The following is a 22,146-nucleotide window of genomic DNA, read 5'->3' as shown; positions in this document are numbered from 1 at the left end:
CTAAAGTACTTGTGCCATTAGCTTAACCACGCCAAACCCTCATGTTGGATTCGCAAGCGCTGCTTAACTGCCTTGGGGAGTTTTTTTACGATTAGCGTGTAGGAGTGATCTATCTGCTTGAACACCTCGCTTTGTGGCAAATTACCGGTTAAATCCACTGTGTTCCAGTGCTTTTTGTTCATGTGGTAGCCGGGGGTTACTTCGCTAAAAACCATGCGCAGTTGTTCTGCCAGTACCGGGTCGCACTTTAGGTTCAGGCGCTTGCTATTCGCATCCTGAAAATAAATAGCAAACACTTTGCCTTCCACTTTATACACATGAATATCATCGCCAAACGGGTAATCCAGTAATGCGGCTGGGAGATTGATTAAATACTTGTGTAATGTTTTATTCGGGTTCATGGGTGAATCACCTGTTAAGCTTGAGCTGCCGATAATCCAAAAATTGGCGATGTTCTGCGCCTGCACTCAGTGAATTAATTTTATTCGGATGTTTGATGGCTTTCCAATTATCGACTTGTTTACCGCTATTCAAATGCGGGAACTGTGTATGCAGGGATTGTTCATGCGGGGAGTGTGCAGTCACCGGTGGTTCAAACCCCATGAACCTTAATAATACTGGCAGGCTATTGCTGTCGCTAATATCAATGCGTAAAAAGTCATCCCGCTGCGCGAAATAATCCATCACCTGTTGTTGATGGTTTATATAACAGGCTTCCAAATGTTCTTTGCTTAAAGGGTTGCTGGTTGTGAAAGGCGCAAATATCTGATTCATCACCCGTTTCAATACCGGATTTAAATAACCGGTTTTAGGTGCAAGTTCCGGCAACATTTTGTTTAGCAGCATTTGCATGGATGGCACCCAGCGCTCAAGGCTGCGTTCCAGATACACAAACTTCGAATGGGGAAATAGCTGATCCAGTTCTTGGTAATCACAAAAGCAGGGCGCATCGGAAACAACATCGGCTAATTCAAATGCGCGTTTGGTATACGCCGTGTGCGCCACTTTAAATCCATAATCCAACAGCGCCACACTGATGCTGGTGGTGCCAGTACGCGGCAATCCGATGATAAAAAGTTTATTCATAAGGTGCTGCACAATTCGCGGCTTTGAAATTAATGCTTGATCGCAACAAAAAACGCATTGCCTGCCGCGTTTTCCCAGGGGGCGATTCGCTCGTAATCATGCGCAAGAATATGCACTTCGAAATAGGGTTCAAGCAATTGTTGTAAGTGCGCAAAGGTGAGGGCGACCATTGCGTGTTGGTCACGCCAGTGTTCAGTAATACCGTTGGTGGTTCGTTCAATGCTCAGCTGTAATTGTTGCTGTTCGCCTTCACCTGAGTAATACCAATTGGACTGAAAACTAAAATCACTCTGGTCATATGTGAGTTGGTGTTTAATGCCAGCGCGATTATCAATAGTGCTTTTATCCACCGCATTAAAACAAAATAGACCGCCGGGTTTTAGCGCGCGGTGAACGCTGGCAATACAATCGGTAAGTGTGGCAATACTTTGGTTGTAATGGATGGAATATAAAAAGCAGCTGATTAAGTCCATCTGCGCGTCCATATTCAGGCGGCTCATATCCTGTTGGGTAAATTGCGCTTCGGGGCAGCGCAGCTGTGCAATATCCAGCATGGGCTGATTAATATCCACACCACTAGCCGTATAACCAAAGTCGATAAAATGCCGCAAGTGTGGGCCGGTGCCACAGGCTAAATCCAACACATTTTTCCCCTGATTGCCAAACAACTCATGCAGCCTGCGCACATAATTGCTCTGCTCGCGATAGTCGATATCAGCACACATTAAATCGTAATAACCAGAGAGGTCGGTGTAGAGGGCGGTAACTGACATAGTGTGGGTGCTCTGTTTAATTGTAGGCATTCAATAAGTCGAATGCCTACAAGGCGGCGTGCTGGGTTTGTTGTATAGCTTGCTTGATTTGTGTGGTGTTGGCACCCATAAAACCCACTTTGAATCCCGCTTTTTTAATTAATCTGTTCGCCCGTGAGCTGGCAGCAACTACCACTAAAAAGTTAATAATGGGAACAATACCCAGAATAATCATCACTACCGCAAAAAACTTTCCATACACTTTCCAGCATAAGCGCGCATTTAAAATAATGATGGCAATCCATATCGGAATAACAATAAGGCTTGCGACTTGCCTGATTTCTGGCGGCGCTGCTTGCACGAGCACTGCCGCTACAAAATATACGAGAAAGGTATAAATAAGCGCTTTTTGCTGTTTAGCGACATGTAAAACGTTTTCCAGCCCTTCGGTTTGTTGGGGGTTGAAGTCAACAAGGTTTGCTTTGGGGGCATCGTAAATTGTGTTGGTTTCCATTTGTTATTATCCAAATTAAATTGAACTGGTGGGGTGTTGTGGGTGAATAACCGTAAAATGACCATACATCCGTAACCACCAAAACTATAAAGAATGCGCAGTTGAAGTGATGTTGTTAGTTTTTTTGATTAGAAGACTATAGTTGTTTTTCCTATCAGTTTTTCTTTTGGCACAAACCCCCATTCACGGCTATCCAGCGAATTGTCTCTGTTGTCACCCATTACGAAATAGTGGTCGACAGGGGTGGTGACTTTGATATCACGATAAAGGTTTTCTTCATTCAAATATTGTACTTGATATGTGGTGTCGTTAAGTGTTTCCGAAAATAATGCGTCATTTAGCTTCTTGGTTTCAACGGGTTTATTATTTATTGTCAATTGTTTGTCAGTGAAGTGAATAACATCTCCTGGAATTCCTATAACACGTTTTAAGTAAACCGTATTCGGCTGGTGTGGCGGGTTGAATGCAATTATATCCCCCCGCCGGGGTTGGTTGCTGTCGGGCTTGCCTTTTATGGTGTCTCGGTAAATGTGTTTGTTAACGATAACTGTATCGCCAACATTTATTGTGGGTGCCATCGATCCAGCGGGTATTGAATATATGTCGTAAAGAAAAGTGCGCGGGATGTAAATAGAGAAAAACAAAACCGCCGATAACACGATAGCGCCGAGCAAATACAGTATGTTTTGAGTAACTGGGTTTAGTTTTTTTATGTTCATTATTGTTCCAGGGAGGCGAGCAATTTATCAATTAAAAAGTGATTCCGTGTTTTTTATTGGCGTGTCATAGGAATGATTGGAATGGAAAATAGCCCCCAGTATGACCATGCGCCCGCAGCCACTAGAACCAAATTATGTGTGCCGTTGATTGGTTGTCGTATCAATTCAGCACAAAAATTTCAAATAAACCGCGCCGAGTGTCAAAAATGTCATTACCGTAACGGCATGACCCAACGCTTTTGCGTCACCTTTTTTCATGCCAATCTTTATCAGTTCTTTTGCAATAAAACGATAACCAAAAAGCATCGATAGAATGGCCAAAAAGAGCAGGGCGATTATCGCTGAAAGAATTCCATTGCTCAGTTGTGAAATGAATTCGCTATTCATAGTTCATCTTTTTGTAGGTTTCGGCAGGGCGCGTAGCCTGAGGAACGAACCGCAACATGACCATGTACCCGCAACCACCAAAACCAAAACACATGTGCTGTGGATTGGTTTTTCGTATTTACAAACCAATGTGCCGTTTGCAATTACGAATGTTGCGGTTCGCAAGCTCACCAGCAACCTACATCAAGCCCAACCTACGAGCTACGTGCTACCTAAGTCCTCACATCCTTTTGTTGTAAAAATTGCTTTTCAATCAGTTTCAGTTCGGTGATAACGCTTGCTGCGGATTTTTCAAATTCTATCTTGGCTCGATTTATATCTTGTTCTATCCAAATGATTACTTCTTTCAGCAGTGTTCCTTTTTCTTCCTGCTTTTGCTTCTTGCCTTGAATAGCTAGGGCTGCATTCGCCTTGGCTTGGAATTCGGCTGGATAGTAAAGTTCGAATTGCGGCTTATCAAAAGTGGAAAAATGATCTTTAGGTATGGATGAAAATTTTGTTCTAAGTTTTTCTATTGACTCTTTTCCCGCATCATCGCCATCCACTCTTACCCAAGCTAAGCCTGAATATGCTTGTTGAAGGTGAGTGAACAGCACGACTCGGGAGAGATCGTTAAAAGTAGGCTCTACATTGGTGATACCATTTGCAGCTACAGTTTTTATCCGGTGAAGTTTTGGAGCAAACCACGGAATTAAATAGTCGCGAATAATACGCTCAGCAGAAGATTCCTCTAATAATAGCCATCCTTCCCATAAATCGTAATCAGAAAATGAATAACCCAATTCTTGGAGAACCTGAACTCGATCACGTGGACTATTACTTACTTCTTCAATAGTCGCTGTAGTAGGTAGTTGCCCTTTCTCGCTATTGATTTTAAAGAGCTTACTTTTATCCACAGAGCAAAGGTGTGTAACAACAATATTTGAGTGCGTTGAGATCACAAATTGGTTTTTTTGTGAGCTTAATACTATTAGGTCTAGTAATGCTTTTAATGCCTGTGGGTGAAGATCATTTTCAGGTTCTTCTATTAAAAAAAGCTTTCCCTCTGACATGGATAGGCTTACAAGTAGAGATACAATATTTGGCACGCCTTCTCCCATTTGATCTATTGGAACGGATGACTGGTCAGGAAGATAGATGCCGGGCCGTTGTCCATTTGGAGAAGTGATTGATGTCACTACAAAGCCTAATATCTCTTTGCAAGCATTTGAATATTGTTGGTATGCAGGAAAGTTTGGGTTAGCTATTCGCGAGAGCTTTGCTGCTAAGTTAGACATGTCAGATGATATTTGAGTAACGAATTGTTCTCTCACATCCTCTAAATAGTTTGCTGTTTTTCTTTTAGATAAAAATGGAATTATTAAGTGACTGGGTTCTGAGTTGGGAGATTTATATTCCCCAACTGTTGTTGATCCATTTCCTACCGTTAATTGATTGCTGATTTGTCCAGATCTTCTGTCAGCGGATTGTATTGTGATTGAGCAATAGGCAATGCGAGAGTTTTCAAACTGTGTCCACGGTGGAGTTGTAGGCTGCTTGTTAAATGTCATATCGATAGTGGCTTTAGTTGCTCCTACTCTAACATCGCCAAAAGGATCATTAAGTCCTTGTTGTAAATGATGTAGTGCGCGAAGTACAGATGACTTCCCTGAATTGTTGGCGCCTATTAATACGTTAATATCAGATAGTGAAATTTCTTTTGAGTCTTCAAATGAACGAAATTTCCTTATTCTTATGGTTTTGATAATCACTTTAATTGCTCTGCCTATTTTTTCCTTGGTGGATAAAAAACCGCCATTCAGCCCCATCAGAAATCTCTGACAAAACTCAACAGCGGTTTAGGTTATTCACTCCGGAATATGTAATCCGTTCGTAATGGATACCTGCGTTCGCAGGTATGACGGTGGAAGGATTAAATCAATCCCAGCTCAACGCCCCACCAGTCTGATATTCAATCACTCGCGTCTCAAAGAAATTCTTCTCCTTACGCAAATCCATAATCTCACTCATCCATGGGAATGGATTCTGTGCGCCTGGGAATTGTTCTTTCAAGCCGACTTGTGCGCAGCGGCGGTTGGCGATGAAGTGGAGGTATTCTTCCATCATCGCGGCATTCATGCCGAGTACACCGCGTGGCATGGAATCGCGGGCGTATTGGATTTCCAGTTCGGTGCCTTCCAAAATCATTTGGATAACTTCTTGTTGGAATTCTGCAGTCCACAAGTGCGGGTTTTCCAATTTGATTTGGTTGATTACATCGATACCAAAATTCAAATGCATGGATTCATCACGCAGGATGTATTGGAACTGTTCGGCAACGCCGGTCATTTTGTTGCGGCGACCCATGCTGAGGATTTGGCTAAATCCGCAGTAGAAGAAAATACCTTCGGTCACTACATAAAACGCAACGAGGTTGCGCAGCAATTCCTGATCGGTTTCTGGTGTGCCGGTGGTGAAGGTTGGGTCGCCCAGGGTTTGGGTGTGTTTCAAACTCCATGCAGCTTTGTTCGCAACGCTTGGCAGTTCGCGGTACATGTTGAAGATTTCGCCTTCATCCATACCCAGGGATTCAATGCAGTATTGATAGGCGTGGGTGTGAATCGCCTCTTCGAATGATTGACGCAAAATGTATTGGCGGCATTCGGGGTTGGTGATCAAACGGTAAATCGCGAGTACGAGGTTGTTCGCTACCAATGAGTCGGCGGTAGAGAAGTAACCGAGGCTGCGCATCACAATGCGACGCTCGTCATCGGTCAGGCCGTCTTTGCTTTTCCAGGTGGCGATGTCGGCAGTCATGTTTACTTCTTGTGGCATCCAGTGGTTGGAGCAGCCATCAAGGTATTTTTGCCATGCCCAGTCGTATTTGAAGGGGACGAGTTGGTTCAAGTCTGCGCGGCAGTTGATCATACGCTTTTCATCCACCTGGATACGGGCGGCACCCATTTCCAATTCTTGCAAACCGGGAGCCGGGTCAAGTGCGGCGAGGCTGGCGCGCGCTTTGGCTAGTTCAGGGCTGATGCCTGCTTCTTTGGCGGCGGCAGCAAAGGCGGTATTAACGGCTTGGGCATCGGCAGCAGCGCTTACTTGGGCGGCCTGTGCTTGTGCAACTTGCGCTTGGGTCGGTTGCGCTACTGGCGCGGCGGCTTTGGTTTGCGCGGCGCTGATGGCGTCTTGACGTGCTGTTTCTTTTACCGCTTCTTCGGTGTCGAATTCATCCCAACTTAGCATGTGATCCTCGTTTAATTCTGTGTGCGTGCATCGTGTATTTTGCGTTTTTGTTGCGGTTCGCAAGCTCACCAACCTACAGGGTGCTTCGTAGGCTGCTGGTGAGGAACGAACCGCAACATCTTATTGGCAGGCTTCGCAATCTGGATTGTCTATCGAACAGGCCAATGGCACTGGCGCTGCTTCGGCGAAACTCGCGGCTTCTACTTCTGATACGGCAGGTTTTGCAGCAGCAGGTGCAGCTGACAATCCGCTCGCACCACCAGCCGATACGGCGTTCAATGCGCCGGTATTGATGGTGGATTTCTCAGTGGTGGTTGCCGCCAAGGCACGCAGGTAATACGTAGTCTTTAAGCCGGAGAACCATGCCATGCGGTAAGTAATGTCTAATTTTTTACCGTTAGCGCCAGCAATGTAGAGGTTCAAACTTTGCGCTTGGTCGATCCACTTTTGGCGACGGCTGGCGGCTTCTACGATCCACTTGGGTTCTACTTCAAACGCGGTGGCGTAGATGGCTTTGAGGTCGGCCGGGATGCGGTCGATCTTTTGCAGTGAGCCTTCGTAGTATTTCAAGTCATTAACCATTACCGCATCCCACAGGCCACGGGCTTTTAAGTCGTGTACCAGGTGTGGGTTAACTACGGTGAATTCGCCTGAGAGGTTGGATTTCACGTAGAGGTTTTGGTAAGTCGGTTCAATCGACTGGGTTACGCCAGTGATGTTGGAGATGGTTGCGGTTGGTGCAATCGCCATCACGTTGGAGTTGCGCATACCTTGTGCTTTTACTTGTGCGCGCAAAGTTGCCCAGTCGAAGGTTTGGCTGCGGTCGACTTTGATGTAATTCTCGCCACGGTTTTGCGCGAGGATTTCAATCGAGTCGATGGGCAGAATGCCTTTGCTCCAGAGCGAACCTTCAAAGGTAGAGTATTTGCCGCGCTCGGCCGCCAGTTCGCTGGAGGCTTTGATCGCGTAGTAGCTCACGGCTTCCATGGAGGTATCGGCAAAATCCACAGCGGCTTGCGAGCTGTAGGCGATACGCTGCTCATAGAGTGCATCCTGGAAGCCCATAATGCCAAGGCCGATAGGGCGGTGACGCAGGTTGGACTGCTTGGAGGTAGCCACGGCGTAGTAGTTAATGTCGATCACGTTATCGAGCATGCGGATTGCAGTTTTAACGGTGCGCTCCAGCTTCGCTTGATCGAGTTTGCCATCCACAATATGTTGCGCCAGATTGATGGAGCCGAGGTTACACACCGCGATTTCATCGTTGGCTTTGGTGTTGAGGGTGATCTCGGTGCACAGGTTGGACGAGTGAACCACACCGGCATGCTGCTGCGGGCTGCGCAGGTTGCATGGGTCTTTGAAGGTGATCCATGGGTGGCCGGTTTCAAACAACATGCCCAGCATCTTTCTCCACAAATCCAGTGCGCGCACGGTTTTGAAGACTTTGATCTTGCCGGCGGCGGCTTCGCGCTCGTAATGCTCGTAGCGCTCTTCGAATGCCTTGCCGTACAGGTCGTGCAGGTCGGGCACATCGTTGGGCGAGAACAGGGTCCACTCTTTATCGTCAAACACACGCTTCATGAACAGGTCGGGCACCCAGTTGGCAGTGTTCATGTCATGGGTACGGCGACGGTCATCACCGGTGTTTTTGCGCAGTTCAAGGAACTCTTCGGTATCCAAGTGCCAGGTTTCCAAATACGCACACACGGCGCCTTTGCGTTTACCGCCTTGGTTTACCGCCACGGCGGTATCGTTGGCTACCTTCAGGAAGGGAACTACACCTTGTGATTTGCCATTGGTGCCTTTGATATAGGCGCCCAGTGCACGCACGGGTGTCCAGTCGTTACCCAAGCCGCCAGCAAATTTGCTGAGCATGGCGTTGTCTTGAATGGCGCCATAAATACCGTGCAGGTCGTCCGGTACGGTAGTCAGGTAGCAAGAGGACAACTGCGGGCGCAAGGTGCCGGAGTTGAACAGGGTTGGGGTGGAGCTCATGTAATCGAACGAAGAGAGCAGGCGATAGAACTCAATCGCGCGGTCTTCACGGTTCTTTTCTTGAATCGCCAAGCCCATAGCAACGCGCATAAAGAATATTTGCGGCAGTTCGATGCGAGTGTCGTTGCTGTGGATGAAGTAGCGGTCGTACAGGGTTTGCAGGCCGAGGTAGGTGAACTGCAGATCGCGCTCGGCGATCAGGGCTTTGCCCAGTTTTTCCAAATCAAAGTTTTGCAATTCAGGGGAGATCAGTTCCAGCTCAACCCCTTTTTTGATGTAGAGCGGCAGGGTTTGGGCGTAGAGGGTTTCCATATCCGCTTGGGTTGCTGAGTTGGCCACGCCAAAGAAGCTCAGGGCTTCAGCGCGCAGTTTGTCCATCAGCAGGCGAGCGGTTACAAAAGAGTAGTTTGGCTCTTTTTCTACCAGGGTGCGGGCGGTAATCACCAATGAGGTGTTTACGTCTTTTTCCGCCACACCGTCATAGAGGTTGCGCATGGCTTCATCGAGAATCGCCTTCTCTTCTACACCGGCTAAACCGGCACAGGCTTCACGCACGATGGTGCGCATACGGCCAATATCCAACGGCGCGCGGCTGCCATCGGCCAGAATCACGTTGAGGCTGGGGTAGTCCGGGTCTGGCTCTTGGGAGCTGGATTGTTTTTGGGCACGCAGGCGAGCGTGCTCTTCGCGGTAGAGCACGTAATCGCGGGCGATTTTTTGCTCGCCCGAGCGCATCAGAATCAGTTCAACCTGATCCTGGATCTCTTCAATATGGATAGTGCCGCCCGAGGGCATACGGCGTTTGAAGGTGGCGGTAATTTGCTGGGTGAGGCTGCTCACCACTTCATGTACCCGTGTAGAAGCAGCAGCAGTGCCACCTTCTACCGCCAAAAAGGCTTTGGTCATGGCGATGGCAATTTTGCTGGCATCGAAGGGAACCACCGTTCCGTTGCGTTTGATGACGCGCAGTTGGCCGGGCGCTGTGGCCGAGAGCGGCGCGCCGCCGCTGTGAATATCCTGTTGCACGTTGCGTGTACCGGTGGTGGTTTCAATGTCAGTTTGCATAGACGTCTCCCGCGTGAGGTCTTTCCTGGTTGAAATGACTGGTTGGTAAAAAAACTGTGGTAAAGCTTTGTGTATGAGTGACCCGGGCGCTGCATTCTAAAAGCAGCCGTTGTTATTAAAATCAGGGTCTGCAACACGGTTTTGCCTATTTTGTCTGACCACAAGATCTTGTGGTTGACTCCATTGCACTTGGTGCCCATACAGCTGATGCCGGAGATACCCACTTGGAGTAGCGCCCCAGCCACTTAATTACTGCTGCCAATACGACAAACAATAGGTAAGCGTTCAATTGGGTCAAAATTTTGCTTGACGATTTAGCTCTGCAGGGTTAGGCACCATTAGTGTGCTTGGCGCGCTTAACACCTATATCTAGGGGTAAATCGTGAATGGGCTACAAGATAATGCGATTGTGGGTTTTATGCAAGCTTGAAAAGCTGTGGATAAGGTGTGGGTGACAGGGGTACAAACTGGGGGCAAGTCAGCAAGAATCAGGCGTTGCGCCGGAAAAGCCCCGCAATTGGCGACGTATGCAAAATGTGACGGTTTGTCGTGAAACTTAGACTTTTTTCTAATAATCCAATTGTCGGGTTATGACTACATATAGTGTCTGTTGGTTTTTGCTACAGATTGCTGTTTTTTTGCGGGGGCGCCAGCGGGTTTTAGTCAAGCTGACCCGCTGGCGGTTGATGGTGCAGTGATGATCAGTCTGGTTGTTTGCGATACAGCTGGGGCAGTTGCAGCGCCAATAACAGCAGTGTGCACAGAATAACCAGTGGCCCGCTGCTGGTAATCATAAACGGCGTCCAATCCTTCACTGCGTGAATCACACCGGTAAAAGTTTGTGCGGTAAAGGAATTGCTTTGGCTGATGATCTTACCTTTGTTGTCGATAATCGCGCTGGGGCCGTTGTTGGTGCTGTACACCAGATAGCGGCCGGTTTCGAGGGCGCGCATTTGCGCCATCTGCATAAACTGCTTGGACTGGATGGAATCCAGAAACCAGCCGAGGTTGTTAACGCTGAGCAGCACTTGTGTCTCTTTGGCGGCTTGGGCTATTAAATCCGGGTAGACAATTTCATAGCAAATCGCGGGAGTGATACGTACCCCCTTGGCAATCAGTCCGTGTTGATCCTGCGGGCCCAAATGGATAAACGAAGTAGGCAGGTTGAAAAACTCGATCAGCCCGCGCAGTTGGTCTTCCAGCGGTACGTATTCGCCAAAGGGCACTAAGCGGCGCTTGTGATAAAACCCATAGCCTTCACCCAGCCCGGCTATTGAGTTGTAGTATTTCTGTTTGTCGCGATCCTCATAAATCACCCCGGTGAACAGCGCGGTATTGGCGGCAGCGGCTTTGCTGTTCATCTCCTCCAAAAAGGGCAGTGCTTCATGGAAGGTAAGGCTGGTGGGGATGGCGGCCTCCGGCCAGACTACCCAGTCGTTATTCCACAGGTCAGTGCTGAGTTCGCGTAATTGGTTCAGGGCGGCGAGGGTGCTTTCCTCATTGAACGTGAGTTTGGTGCTCTGATCTACGTTGGGCTGCACCATGCCAATCTTGATGGGTGTTTGCTCCGGTTTAGCCCAAGTGATGCTGCTTAGCACGGCGCCGCTCACCCAGAACGCAAGGTTAAGAGTGATCGCACTTATGACTACCGGCTTTTGTTGGCGGGCAGCTTTGCCGTGCCATACCAGTTCAGCGATTGCACCGGCGTTGGCTGCCAGAATAAAACTAATGCCCATCACACCGGTAACCGGTGCCCAGCCAGCGAGCCAGGTATCCACATGGCTATAGCCTAAAAATAACCAGGGGAAACCTGTTAGTAACCAGGTGCGTGTCCACTCCCCGAGCAACCAGCATGCGGGCAGGGCGATGAGCAAGGCAAAACGGTGGTAGCTAAACCAGCGGCCATAAATATAGAGCGGCAGTGCAAAAATAAGCGCCATAAAACAGGCGAATATCAATACCAAAAAGGCGGCAAACAGGGGGGCAGCGCCACCAAAGTTATGGATGCTGACGTAAATCCAGTGAATACCTGCGCCATACAGCCCTACGCCAAATGCAAAGCTACGCCAGAGTACCTGGTTTCTGGGTTGCTCTTTGAGCAGCAAGGCAAAGGTGGTGAGGCTCAGTAGGGTAATTGGCCAGAGGTTAAACGGTGCAAAGCTCAGGGTGATAAGCGCACCGCTAACCAGTGCAAACAGCAGTGCCAGTGGGTTGGGGAGATTGCGAAAGGTATCGGCCATGGGTGGGTAATCTTTTTTAGACGGTTAAAAAAATCCCGCCGGGAGAGGGCGGGATTTCCAGGTTTTTGCTCTGTTACAGCTGCGAAGATTAATCTGTTGCGATTGTTAAGCGCAATAAATGGATTTGGCGATTGTCGGCGTAGAGCACGCGGAACTGCATCTTGTCCATTTGTACCACCTCGTTGCGCTTGGGCAAATGGCCAAACTCCTGCATCAAAATCCCGCCCAGGGTATCAAAGTCTTCGTTGCTGAATTGGGTGTTGAAAAATTCGTTGAAGTCTTCAATGGGGGTCAGCGCTTTGACTATATAGTCGGTTTCGCTCACGCGTTTGATGAAGTCTGAGGCTTCATCTTCTTCGTCGGTTTCATCTTCAATTTCGCCGACAATTTCTTCCAGGATATCTTCAATGGTGAGCAGGCCAGTAATGCCGCCGTATTCGTCCATCACTAATGCCATGTGATAGCGATTTTCACGGAATTCCCGCAGCAAAATATTTACGCGTTTGCTCTCCGGCACAATGTTGGCGGGGCGCAGTATGGTTTCCAGATTGAAGTTGTCGGTGCCTTTTAAGGCGAGCGGCAGTAAGTCTTTAGCGAGCAAAATACCGCGTACATCATCGATATTTTCACCAATCACCGGAAAGCGTGAGTGGCCGGATTCGATAATTTGCGGCAGGTATTCCTGCGGTGAGTCTTCCAGGCGAATGGCGACTATGTGTGAGCGCGGCACCATAATTTCACGCGCTTGCAGGGAGGATACATCCAGTGCGCCCTCGATAATGCTCAGGGCTTCCTGGTCGAGCAATTGGTTATCGGCGGCGTCTTTAATAATTTCCAGCAGCTCATCGCGGGATTTAGGTTCCGCGCTGAAGGCGTGCAGTACTTTATCCAGCCACGATCGCTCGTGTTTATCGCTGCGTTCGTATTTGTCAGTAGTTGTGCTACTCGGATGGTCGTCCGACATGATGCTAGTTCCCAAGGTTTTTATTCTGCCGTAAGTTCGTTATAGGGAGCAGGGTAACCCAGCCCGGTGATAATTGCTGTTTCAAGCGCTTCCATCTCATCGGCTTCAGTATCGTCGATGTGATCGAAGCCTAGGAGGTGCAAGCTGCCGTGCACCAGCATATGTGCCCAGTGGGCGGCCAAGGTTTTACCTTGTTCCTGAGCTTCACGCTCCACCACAGGGGCGCAGACCACCAAGTCACCCAAGAGTGGTACACCCACTTCCTCAGGGATATCTGCCGGGAAGGAGAGCACGTTGGTGGGGTAGTCTTTGCCGCGATACTGGCTATTAAGTTGCTGACTTTCGTCTTCGTCGACGATATAGAGGCTTACTTCTGCATCTTCAAGTTTTTGGCTGTGCAGTGCGGCACCAATCCAGCGCTCCAATTCAGCCAAAGCCGGTATCTGTTGGCTTTGGCTATTACTTTCTATATCAATTTGGTAGGCCATGATTAGCGCGCGTCATCCGGTTTGGGGTTCTTTTGTTCAAATGCGTCATAGGCTTCGACTATGCGCTGAATAATCGGGTGGCGCACCACATCTTTAGAGGTGAAGTGGGTAAAGCTGATACCGTTGACGTTATCCAGCACCTCAATCGCATGGCGCAAGCCAGAGGCCATGCCGCGGGGCAAGTCGATCTGGGTTGGGTCGCCAGTGATTACGGCGGTAGTGCCAAAACCGATGCGGGTCAGGAACATTTTCATCTGCTCGCGGGTGGTGTTTTGGCTTTCATCCAGAATCACGAAAGAATTGTTCAGGGTGCGGCCGCGCATAAAGGCGAGGGGCGCCACTTCAATCACGCCGCGCTCCATCAGCTTGCCTACGGTATCAAAGCCCAACATTTCAAACAGGGCGTCGTAAAGCGGGCGCAGGTAGGGGTCGACTTTCTGCGCCAGGTCGCCTGGTAGAAACCCGAGTTTCTCACCTGCTTCAACCGCAGGGCGCACCAACAAAATACGCTCTATCTCATTTTTCAATAAGGCTTCTACCGCACAGGCCACAGCGAGGTAGGTTTTGCCCGTACCGGCTGGGCCAATACCGAAATTGATGTCATGGCGCTGCACGGCGCGCACGTAACGCTGTTGGTTGAGGCCACGTGGCTTGATAGTGCACTTTTTAGTGCGGATAAGCGTAATGCCGCCTTCGTCACCCGTGGTTTCGGTGGCAGGTGCTGTAGCGCCGATTGCGGCGTCATCCACAATAGACTCGGCGTTATCGAGTTGTTGCATAAGCTGTTCAATTCCTGAGGTTTGCAAGGCGAGATGTACTTCATCCGGGGTGAGTTCACTGTGACCGGTAAATTCGTAAAGGTTTCGCAGTAGTTCGGCGGCAGCACGGGTTTTGTTGGCGGGGCCTACCAGCTGGAACTCTGAACCGCGATTGCGAATTTCAATATCAAGGCGCTCTTCAATCTGGCGCAGGTGTTGGCCGAGCAGACCATTGAGGTTGGCAAGGCGACGACTATCACTAGGCTCCAGCGATAGAGGCTGGGTAATAATTTCCGGGGGGGATATAACGTGGGTGTTCAAGTGGTTAGTAGGCTCGTGTGACTTAATTAAAAGTAAGACTAAACCATTCAGCGGGAGGGATAAAGCCTAAATTACAGCTGAACAAACGCTGAACCCTTTGCTGAAGTTGCATGTCTTTGTGAGGTTTGTTTTATAACTTGTTGTATTTGCACTTGTTTTTCCCTTAATGCGAAGCCGGGGCGGTACCCGCCCCGTTAATAATATTCACATCAAGTTTTGTGCTCATTGGAATCACGACTTAATTTGCAAATTATTCACCACACCTTTCACATTTTCGTGTTTGGCGGCTATTGCTTGCGCTAATGCTTTTTGTTCCAGTGAACTCACTTGACCGGAAAGGGTTACCTTATGGTTTAGTGTGTCCACATCAATTGCCAAGCCTTTAATGTTGGGCGAAGCCAGCAGTTCGGTTTTAATTGCCGCAGTGGTGGAAACGTCAGCGACATACTGTGCGAAGTTACGACCTTGCGGGGCAACAGATTCTGCGGTTTTAGCGGGTTTTTCAATTACTTTGATGTTATTGGTCACGGCGTCAATGCCTTCAACGCCCAGCGCAATATTTTCGGCCAGTTCTTTTTCAATATCGGAGTGAACTTCTCCACCCAGAGTGGCCATATCTTTATCGACTTCAATGTCAATTTTGAATGCATTGAGGTGCTCATTCAGGATTAACGCTGTTTCCAGCTTGCTTTCAATCCAGCCGTCTTTGAATGCTGCTTTACTATCCTGCCAGGTCTGTTTGCTATCCTGTTTAAAGTCGGCCCAAAATTCTGCCGCGCTTCTTTTCTCAGTGTAAGTTTTTTCGGTATAAGTGTTCTCTGTATGGGCACTATTATTTGCTGCAGGCTCTGTGTTGGCTGCGACGGCAGACAGTGACGTGGTGAGCGCAAGGGCGCTAAGAGAAATGGTGATTGAGTCAAATAAAGTATTTTTCATGATGTTCTCCTTTGGAAAATTTTTTCAAAAAATATTGAAAATATTTCGTTGAAAAACATGCGCTCGTTAAAGAGGGCACGGAAAGGATAAAGCTTAATTCATGCCAATTAATCAAAGATTACCCGGGAACCACTGTTTTTGCGTGTGGGGAAAATCTGCGGGGGATATTTGATGTGATTATTTTTGGTTTATATGGCAGGTAATAAATTAAGATTTATGAAAAAACTACAAAAATATGTAAATTTTTATTAAAGGAAATTACATTGTGGGAGTGAGGTATATCTTTTTCGCGTAAAGCTGGTATGGAAATAGCAGATATCCTGAGTCAATGCCAATGCTCAGGGAGTCGTTATGAATAGTCCAATTGTGCATCACAACTTGGGGAGTAGGCCTGATACCCAGATATTAAGGCGCATTAATTTCTCCAATACTATAGGCATGGCTCTAAATATATTGGTAGTGATTGCAGTACTCTATACCTTGTATTTTTGCCGCACCTTATTACTGCCGGTATTTGTTGCCGGTTTTATTGCATTATTTTCCAGTCCGCTTGTGCGGCTTCTTGCCGATTTTAAATTACCGCATCCGCTTGCTGCCGCATTAGTGGTTATTTTTCTGCTTTTTATGCTGGGCTTGACCTGTGTTTTCCTCGGTGGGCCTGCTGCGCATTGGTTAGGTAGTTTGCCCGAGCTGGGGAATAAATTAACTGCACATCTAAATGGCTTTGCTGATCAGTTTAATTTGTTGCGATCACAGGTCATGCCCTCGGCTAGTCAAGAAAGTAATGCTGTTAGCAGCCTCTTTGAAACGATTCTTTTTTCTGCGGTGTCACTCGCCGCAGGTACTACGGCGATGTTTTTAGTCCAGGTTGCTGCAGTATTTGTCATTACTTATTTCTTTCTGGTATACGGTGATAACCTGATGCGTAATTTTGTTCGCTCCCAATCATCATTTGCCGAAAAAAAGAAAGCGGTGATTATCTTTCAAACTGTGCGCGACGATATATCCCGCTATGCATTGTTAATTTCTATTATCAATATTGGTTTGGGGGCAGCAACGGCCTGTGTAATGGCAATAATAGGTGTGGAAGATCCGTTGCTTTGGGGTACGTTGGCGGCCATGTTAAATTTTGCACCTTATATCGGACCATTATTGTTGTGCGTAATTCTGACCGGTGTCGGTTTTTTAGAATACGAGTCAGTGAGTATGGCGCTGCTGGTGCCAGGTAGTTTTTTGGCATTAAATTTTATTGAGTCGCAGTTGGTAACGCCAACAGTATTAGGTCGACGGTTTAATATGAATCCCTTATTGGTCGTGTTGTGGATGTTCGCCTGGGGTTGGCTGTGGGGGGTTATCGGCTTGCTAATTGCCATTCCTTTGTTGGTGTGCTTTAAAATTTTATCATTACACTTGAATTTGCTCGGTTGCTGGATCAATCTTCTTGATGGTGATGTCGCGAGTAACAAAGAGTAGTGGCTAATAGCAGACTGAATAGGGGTGTAAGTTTTTCGAATTTTTGTAGTCTTTGCAAATATTACTCCGCCAAAGGATGATTTTTTTGTTAGCGCCATGCTTTTTATGATTTTTATCAATATCTAGCTTGTTGAGTTTTGATTGCGATCAAAAATGCCTGTAGCCAGCTCCATTACAGTGTTAAAGCTATACTCCATTGCTAATTTTTTCTGTGTTTTTCAGCCAAGTTAAAATGAGTTGGCATGTTCATTGAAGGTAATACAGTGAATGTTAAACAGAGGAGCATCCCATGCTTTACTATTCACTAGTATTTTTTATTGTTGCCATTATTGCTGGTCTTTTAGGCTTTGGTGGTATCGCTGGGGCAGCAACAGGAATAGCGCAAATTTTATTTTTTGTATTTCTCGTGCTGTTTATCTTGTCGCTTATTTTTGGCCGGCGTCGCCTTTAGTACTGTAGAAACTGTGTCAGTGATTTGAACGTAAATTGGTAAAATCCTAAACCTGTTTTTCAACAACCCAAGAGGTAATAACCATGGCTACTCAAACTTCAGTAAAAAGTAATGAGAACGGTAAAATGGACGATATCTCCATGTCTGAAGCTATCGCCCAGTTTAAGGAAGCGACCTCCAGTATCTATGATGCGGTTGGTTCTATTGGTACGGCTACAGCGGCTAATGCCAAAATCAAGCTCAATGAAGGTAAGGCGCGTGCTATTGAGTTGGAAGAGAAAGCCGAAGAAGCCGTTAGAGCCAAACCCTTGGTAACGGTGGGTGTTGCTTTTGCAGCCGGTTGTCTGGTGTCGTATTTACTTACTCGTCGTCACTGAGTAAGCGAATATGCATACCCCTGAGCGCAATGAGCAGGCTCCTGAGGCTACCCAGCCTCAGGAGCGTGTTTCATCGTCAGCTGATCAACCTGCAGCTAACTGGGAAGCTGATGTAGCCCAAACCGTACAGCTGGGCGAGCAGTTAATTGGTTTTGCGGGCGGCGTGATTGACTTGGCGCGCACAGAAGCATTACTGGCAGTACATACGCTGCCCAAAGTAATGATGCTGTGGTTGATTATGATGCCCATTATTTTGCTGACTTGGTGTTCATTTTCCGCATTGGTTGCCTGGTCAGTTGTGGCTTTAAGCGAACAACTTGGTCTGGGCATGCTCACGTTTTTCTTGCTGCAGGTTTTGCTTTTGTTTGTTTGCCGTTGGTTGTTTGTGAAATATCGTGCACGCATGACTTTTCCTTATACCCGTGCGCACATTGATAATTTTGTGCGGAGTACTAAAAATGAATTTAGTCGTCGAAGTGAAACAAAAGAGTGATCGCTTGGCATTGCAGGGCGCGGAGCTACAACAATGTCTGAATTTGGCGCTTAATAAACCGGCATTTAGTTCATTTCTGATTACCTTTGTTTTTGCCCCATTGTTAGTGGGTGTTGTCGCGGGAATTGCCTCTGCACCCACAGGGTCTACCCTGCAGCGAATATTTCGCGTTGCGTTTCCCGGATTGCGCCTTTTGCCATTTTTTTAAATATTCAAAAAAGTGAATTGCATCGCTAAGTTATTGATCGGTGGTGCATTCCTATATCTGACTGGTGCTAGAATGAGCCTCGCGCTAACTGGCAACATGAGGATATAAATCGTGGCTGAAGTTTTATTGGTTGACGATGATCGGCGGTTCTTGGATGCAACAGTTCAGTTATTAAGTTTGTTGGGCCACAAGGTGATGGCGGCCGATTCGGTGGCGCAAGCACGTGAATTGCTTGGCAAAAATCGCTATTCGCATGTGATTTTGGATTTAATTTTACCGGATGGCAGTGGCTTGCATTTATTGGAGGCATTACCTGAGCGAAATCAAACAAAAATCACACTTATTACCGGGCATCCCTCCATTAAGTCCATTGTGACTGATCTCTATGGTTCGAATATAAATTACCTGATTAAACCAATTGATCTGCAACAGCTGGAATCTCTATTTGAAGACAAACGGCTGGCAACAAAAAAGAACGAGTCATCCGTTAGTTTGCATTTTAATCATTTGGTGGGTGAATCCGCATCCATGCAGCATGTGTATCAAATGATTGAGCGGGTATCGACCACCAAAGCTAATGTGATGTTGCTAGGTGAGAGCGGTGTTGGTAAAGAAATGGTTGCTGCTGCTATTCATTATGCCAGCCAGGCGGAAGGTGATTATGTCCCTGCCAATTGTGGTGCATTTTCCCGCGAGCTAATTAGCAGTGAATTATTTGGTCACGAAAAAGGTGCTTTTACTGGAGCGATACAGCGGAAAATTGGTGTATTTGAACAAGCTAATAAAGGTACTTTATTTCTGGATGAAATAACAGAAATGCCTATTGAATTACAGCCCAATTTGTTACGCGTATTAGAGACGCAAAAAGTAACCCGGCTTGGTTCAACGTCTAGTATTGATATTGAAGCCCGCGTGGTGTCGGCAACAAATCGTTCAGAGCAGGATATTGCGATACAAGGTTGCCTGCGTGAGGATTTATATTTTCGTTTGGCAGTATTTCCAATTCATATTCCACCACTGCGTGAGCGCAAAGAAGATATTCCCTTGTTGGTGCAATATTTTCTTGAAGCATTTAATCAGGAGTATTCAAGCGATATAGGTATTAGTAGCTCCTCGCTGAAACGTCTGATGGATTACGACTGGCCGGGCAATGTGCGTGAGTTGCGCCATGCAATTCATCGTGGCTATATCATGGCGGATCAACAACAGAAAATATTGGTATTGCCTGATAATTTGACGTCGCCCTTTTCAAAAGTTGCAAGCCAACATAAGACCGGAATACGGGTTGGAAAAACAGTGGAGGAGGTGGAGCGCGAGCTGATCGAGTCAACCCTGGAGCATTTTGATGGCGATAAAAAACAAGCGGCGGATGTTTTGGGTATCAGTTTAAAAACACTTTATAACCGCTTAAATACCTATGGTAGTGTTGAGTTGTAAGGGGAAATCAAATGGATGGTGAAAAAAATCGTTTTGTGCATGATTTACGGAATCCACTAAATACCATTTCGGTCAATGCTGAATTGGGAAAGCTGACTCTGGAGCGCACGGGCGATATACGTAAAGCAATCAGTATATTTGAAACCATTCTGCTGGAATGCCGTCAGTGCAGCCAACTACTGGAAACCCTAAAAGATACCCGCTTCGTCCGCGACGAAAGCCATAGCGAGACGCAAGAATGAGCGAGAGCCCACTTGTGGATGGCCGATCATTTAATCAATTTGTTATCAACAAACTCCCCAGCTCGGTTTGGGTAATGGCGCTTGCTGCGGCCATTACTTTTTTTACGGTCAGTGCCGTTCTTGCTTACCGTTCCATCGATGTCATTACGCAAAACAATATTGGCATTAATAACACCTTGCAGACGATTAATCTCATCAAGGATTTAAATCGCGAACTCATGGCGGCTGAATCCAGTCAGAGAGGGTATCTGCTTACGGAAGACCCTGAATACTTGCACCCTTACCGCCAAACGTTGGCGGTGGTGGATGATTTACTCGATCAGCTCGGTGCTTCAACCGCGCAATTACCAATGCAGAAAAAACGCTTTGAATCCCTGCGTTATTATGTTCGGCATAAAATTGATGATATGCACCGTATTGTTACCTTGACCAATCGCGAGGAAATTCGCGCCGCAATACGACAAGTAAAAACAGATGAAGGGATTGAGCTTATGCGTGCTATTTCCCAGCTGTTAATAGAAATGGAAAGTGAAGAGCGTTTGGTGTTGGAAAAAAATAAAGCACTTGCCGCTGAAAATCGTCAGTTTATTATCATGGCGTTATTACTTGCCAATGCAATTGGTTTGCTTTTGTCGCTAGGTGTTTTTTATTTCTGGTATCGCAATGCGACTTATGTGGCTGAGCTGAATTCTGCGCTCGCGGCAGCCAATGCCGAGTTGGAGGAAAAGGTTGGTGTGCGCACCCAGGCTCTATTGCAATATTCTGAAGAGTTGCAGCGTAGCAATCGTGAGCTGGAAGAATTTGCGTTTGTTGCATCACATGATTTGCAAGAGCCATTGCGAAAAATTCGCGCCTTTGGTGACCGTTTGCAGCAAAAGTTTTCTGCCGAGTTAGGTGAGACGGGTTCGGATTACGTACTGCGTATGCAAGCGGCTTCCGGGCGTATGTCGGCGTTAATTGATGATTTGCTTAGCTTCTCCCGGGTAACCACTAAACAGCGGCCATTTGTTGCAGTGGATTTAAATACCGTTATGCACAGTGTGATGGATGACCTGGATTATGCAATTGAGGACAGTGGTGCTCAGATTCATATAGATCCATTGCCGACCATTGATGCAGACGGTTCCCAGATGGCACAGGTGTTTATGAATTTGCTCGGCAATAGTTTGAAATTTCATGCGCCGGGTCATCGCCCTATAGTAACGGTAACCAGTGAAACTAATCTTGTATCGCCGTTGGAGGGTGACAATCGAACCTGGTGCTGTTTACGTTTTGCTGATCAGGGTATCGGCTTTGAGGCGCAGTATGCCGAGCGAGTGTTTAGTTTGTTTCAGCGTCTGCATGGACGCGAGGAATATTCTGGTACTGGTATCGGTTTGGCATTGTGCCGAAAAATTATTGAACGTCATGGTGGCACTATTACCGCACAAAGTGAACCCGGTGAAGGTGCGGTGTTTACACTGTTATTGCCTATGACTCAAACATCTATAGAACCCTTGAGGGATTTGCTCGCTGATGCTTCATAGCAACACGTTATGCTATTCCTGCGATTAAGGATATGACTATGAGTATTCCCAAAAAAACATTAATTATTTTAATGGCCGATGACGATGCTGATGATCGTTTATTGGCGCAAGAAGCTATGCACGAAAGCCGCGTGCTCAATGAATTGTATTTTGTTGAGGATGGTGTGCAGCTTTTACGTTATCTGCGCGGTGATGGTGAGTTTTCCGATCGTCAGGCTTACCCCATGCCCGGGTTGATTCTTCTGGATTTAAATATGCCCAAAATGGACGGGCGTGAAGCACTCGCACACATTAAAGCCGATCCTCGTTTGCGCCGTATTCCTGTTGTTATTTTAACAACATCCAAAGCAGAGGAAGATATGGTGAAGGGATATGACCTGGGCGCTGCCTCTTATATCACCAAGCCAGTAACATTTGATGCTTTGGTAGATCTGATGCGCACTTTGGGAAAATATTGGGTTGAATTTGTAGAGTTGCCATGATTGG

General features: G+C 47.1%; 23 protein-coding genes. 9 read left to right on the top strand and 14 right to left on the bottom strand.

Translation table 11 applies throughout. The annotated features are described in order from the left end of the window. Positions 1-17: 17 nt before the first annotated feature. The 14 genes from D0B88_RS14460 to D0B88_RS14395 form a co-directional block, all read right to left on the bottom strand. A complete protein-coding gene (locus tag D0B88_RS14460) occupies positions 18-401 on the bottom strand; it encodes an MmcQ/YjbR family DNA-binding protein (RefSeq protein ID WP_151058052.1) in 384 nt (127 codons plus the stop codon). A gap of 7 nt (positions 402-408) precedes the next feature. Then, the gene (locus D0B88_RS14455) at positions 409-1,086 is read right to left on the bottom strand and encodes a sulfotransferase family protein (protein WP_151058050.1); all 678 of its coding nucleotides are present in this window, start codon (positions 1,084-1,086) and stop codon (positions 409-411) included. Between the two features lie 29 nt (positions 1,087-1,115). Next, complete coding sequence (locus D0B88_RS14450) at positions 1,116-1,859, bottom strand: class I SAM-dependent methyltransferase (RefSeq protein ID WP_151058048.1); 744 nt, start codon at positions 1,857-1,859, stop codon at positions 1,116-1,118. Between the two features lie 46 nt (positions 1,860-1,905). Further along, entirely contained in the window at positions 1,906-2,352 is a 447-nt protein-coding gene (locus tag D0B88_RS14445; RefSeq protein ID WP_151058046.1) for a hypothetical protein, read from the bottom strand. A gap of 128 nt (positions 2,353-2,480) precedes the next feature. Then, positions 2,481-3,071, bottom strand: coding sequence for a signal peptidase I (gene lepB / locus D0B88_RS14440; RefSeq protein ID WP_050977005.1), 591 nt, complete (start codon positions 3,069-3,071; stop codon positions 2,481-2,483). Positions 3,072-3,236: 165 nt separating this feature from the next. Further along, positions 3,237-3,458: a hypothetical protein gene (locus D0B88_RS14435; protein WP_151058044.1), complete on the bottom strand. Its 222-nt coding sequence runs from the start codon at positions 3,456-3,458 to the stop codon at positions 3,237-3,239. A 212-nt stretch (positions 3,459-3,670) separates the two neighbouring features. Continuing rightward, positions 3,671-5,266: an ATP-dependent endonuclease gene (locus D0B88_RS14430; RefSeq protein ID WP_151058042.1), complete on the bottom strand. Its 1,596-nt coding sequence runs from the start codon at positions 5,264-5,266 to the stop codon at positions 3,671-3,673. Between the two features lie 109 nt (positions 5,267-5,375). After that, positions 5,376-6,686, bottom strand: coding sequence for a ribonucleotide-diphosphate reductase subunit beta (locus tag D0B88_RS14425; protein WP_078043103.1), 1,311 nt, complete (start codon positions 6,684-6,686; stop codon positions 5,376-5,378). Between the two features lie 120 nt (positions 6,687-6,806). Then, positions 6,807-9,746: a ribonucleoside-diphosphate reductase subunit alpha gene (locus D0B88_RS14420; protein ID WP_151058040.1), complete on the bottom strand. Its 2,940-nt coding sequence runs from the start codon at positions 9,744-9,746 to the stop codon at positions 6,807-6,809. Between the two features lie 701 nt (positions 9,747-10,447). Next, complete coding sequence (gene lnt / locus D0B88_RS14415) at positions 10,448-11,986, bottom strand: apolipoprotein N-acyltransferase (protein WP_007641734.1); 1,539 nt, start codon at positions 11,984-11,986, stop codon at positions 10,448-10,450. Between the two features lie 88 nt (positions 11,987-12,074). After that, positions 12,075-12,950: an HlyC/CorC family transporter gene (locus D0B88_RS14410; protein WP_007641733.1), complete on the bottom strand. Its 876-nt coding sequence runs from the start codon at positions 12,948-12,950 to the stop codon at positions 12,075-12,077. A gap of 20 nt (positions 12,951-12,970) precedes the next feature. Beyond that, positions 12,971-13,438, bottom strand: coding sequence for an rRNA maturation RNase YbeY (gene ybeY, locus D0B88_RS14405; RefSeq protein WP_151058038.1), 468 nt, complete (start codon positions 13,436-13,438; stop codon positions 12,971-12,973). A 2-nt stretch (positions 13,439-13,440) separates the two neighbouring features. Continuing rightward, positions 13,441-14,517, bottom strand: a complete 1,077-nt coding sequence (locus D0B88_RS14400) for a PhoH family protein (RefSeq protein WP_151058036.1) — start codon at positions 14,515-14,517, stop codon at positions 13,441-13,443. Positions 14,518-14,748: 231 nt separating this feature from the next. Next, a complete protein-coding gene (locus D0B88_RS14395; RefSeq protein ID WP_007641729.1) occupies positions 14,749-15,453 on the bottom strand; it encodes a BON domain-containing protein in 705 nt (234 codons plus the stop codon). Positions 15,454-15,804: 351 nt separating this feature from the next. On the opposite strand from D0B88_RS14395, the gene D0B88_RS14390 reads away from it, so the two are divergent. The 9 genes from D0B88_RS14390 to D0B88_RS14350 all read left to right on the top strand — a co-directional run bounded on the left by D0B88_RS14390 (position 15,805) and on the right by D0B88_RS14350 (position 22,142). Then, positions 15,805-16,926, top strand: coding sequence for an AI-2E family transporter (locus tag D0B88_RS14390; RefSeq protein WP_225318380.1), 1,122 nt, complete (start codon positions 15,805-15,807; stop codon positions 16,924-16,926). Positions 16,927-17,215: 289 nt separating this feature from the next. After that, positions 17,216-17,377, top strand: coding sequence for a DUF1328 domain-containing protein (locus D0B88_RS14385; RefSeq protein ID WP_007641725.1), 162 nt, complete (start codon positions 17,216-17,218; stop codon positions 17,375-17,377). A gap of 83 nt (positions 17,378-17,460) precedes the next feature. Continuing rightward, on the top strand, positions 17,461-17,754 hold the full coding sequence (locus D0B88_RS14380; protein ID WP_040391789.1) for a DUF883 C-terminal domain-containing protein: 294 nt from the start codon (positions 17,461-17,463) through the stop codon (positions 17,752-17,754). Positions 17,755-17,764: 10 nt separating this feature from the next. Continuing rightward, the gene (locus tag D0B88_RS14375) at positions 17,765-18,247 is read left to right on the top strand and encodes a hypothetical protein (RefSeq protein WP_151058034.1); all 483 of its coding nucleotides are present in this window, start codon (positions 17,765-17,767) and stop codon (positions 18,245-18,247) included. Then, entirely contained in the window at positions 18,213-18,455 is a 243-nt protein-coding gene (locus tag D0B88_RS14370; protein ID WP_151058032.1) for a hypothetical protein, read from the top strand. The genes D0B88_RS14375 and D0B88_RS14370 overlap by 35 nt, the downstream gene beginning before the upstream one ends. A 111-nt stretch (positions 18,456-18,566) precedes the next feature. Then, entirely contained in the window at positions 18,567-19,892 is a 1,326-nt protein-coding gene (locus D0B88_RS14365; RefSeq protein ID WP_007641714.1) for a sigma-54 dependent transcriptional regulator, read from the top strand. A gap of 11 nt (positions 19,893-19,903) precedes the next feature. Further along, positions 19,904-20,134, top strand: a complete 231-nt coding sequence (locus tag D0B88_RS14360; RefSeq protein ID WP_151058030.1) for a histidine kinase dimerization/phospho-acceptor domain-containing protein — start codon at positions 19,904-19,906, stop codon at positions 20,132-20,134. After that, a complete protein-coding gene (locus tag D0B88_RS14355; protein ID WP_225318379.1) occupies positions 20,131-21,660 on the top strand; it encodes a CHASE3 domain-containing protein in 1,530 nt (509 codons plus the stop codon). The genes D0B88_RS14360 and D0B88_RS14355 overlap by 4 nt, the downstream gene beginning before the upstream one ends. A gap of 38 nt (positions 21,661-21,698) precedes the next feature. Then, positions 21,699-22,142, top strand: coding sequence for a response regulator (locus tag D0B88_RS14350; protein WP_007641700.1), 444 nt, complete (start codon positions 21,699-21,701; stop codon positions 22,140-22,142). Positions 22,143-22,146 lie beyond the last annotated feature (4 nt).

This window comes from Cellvibrio sp. KY-YJ-3, assembly GCF_008806955.1.
GTDB lineage: Bacteria > Pseudomonadota > Gammaproteobacteria > Pseudomonadales > Cellvibrionaceae > Cellvibrio.
The sequence above is the reverse complement of the archived record's forward strand: the minus strand, read 5'-3'. Positions and strand labels throughout refer to the sequence as shown.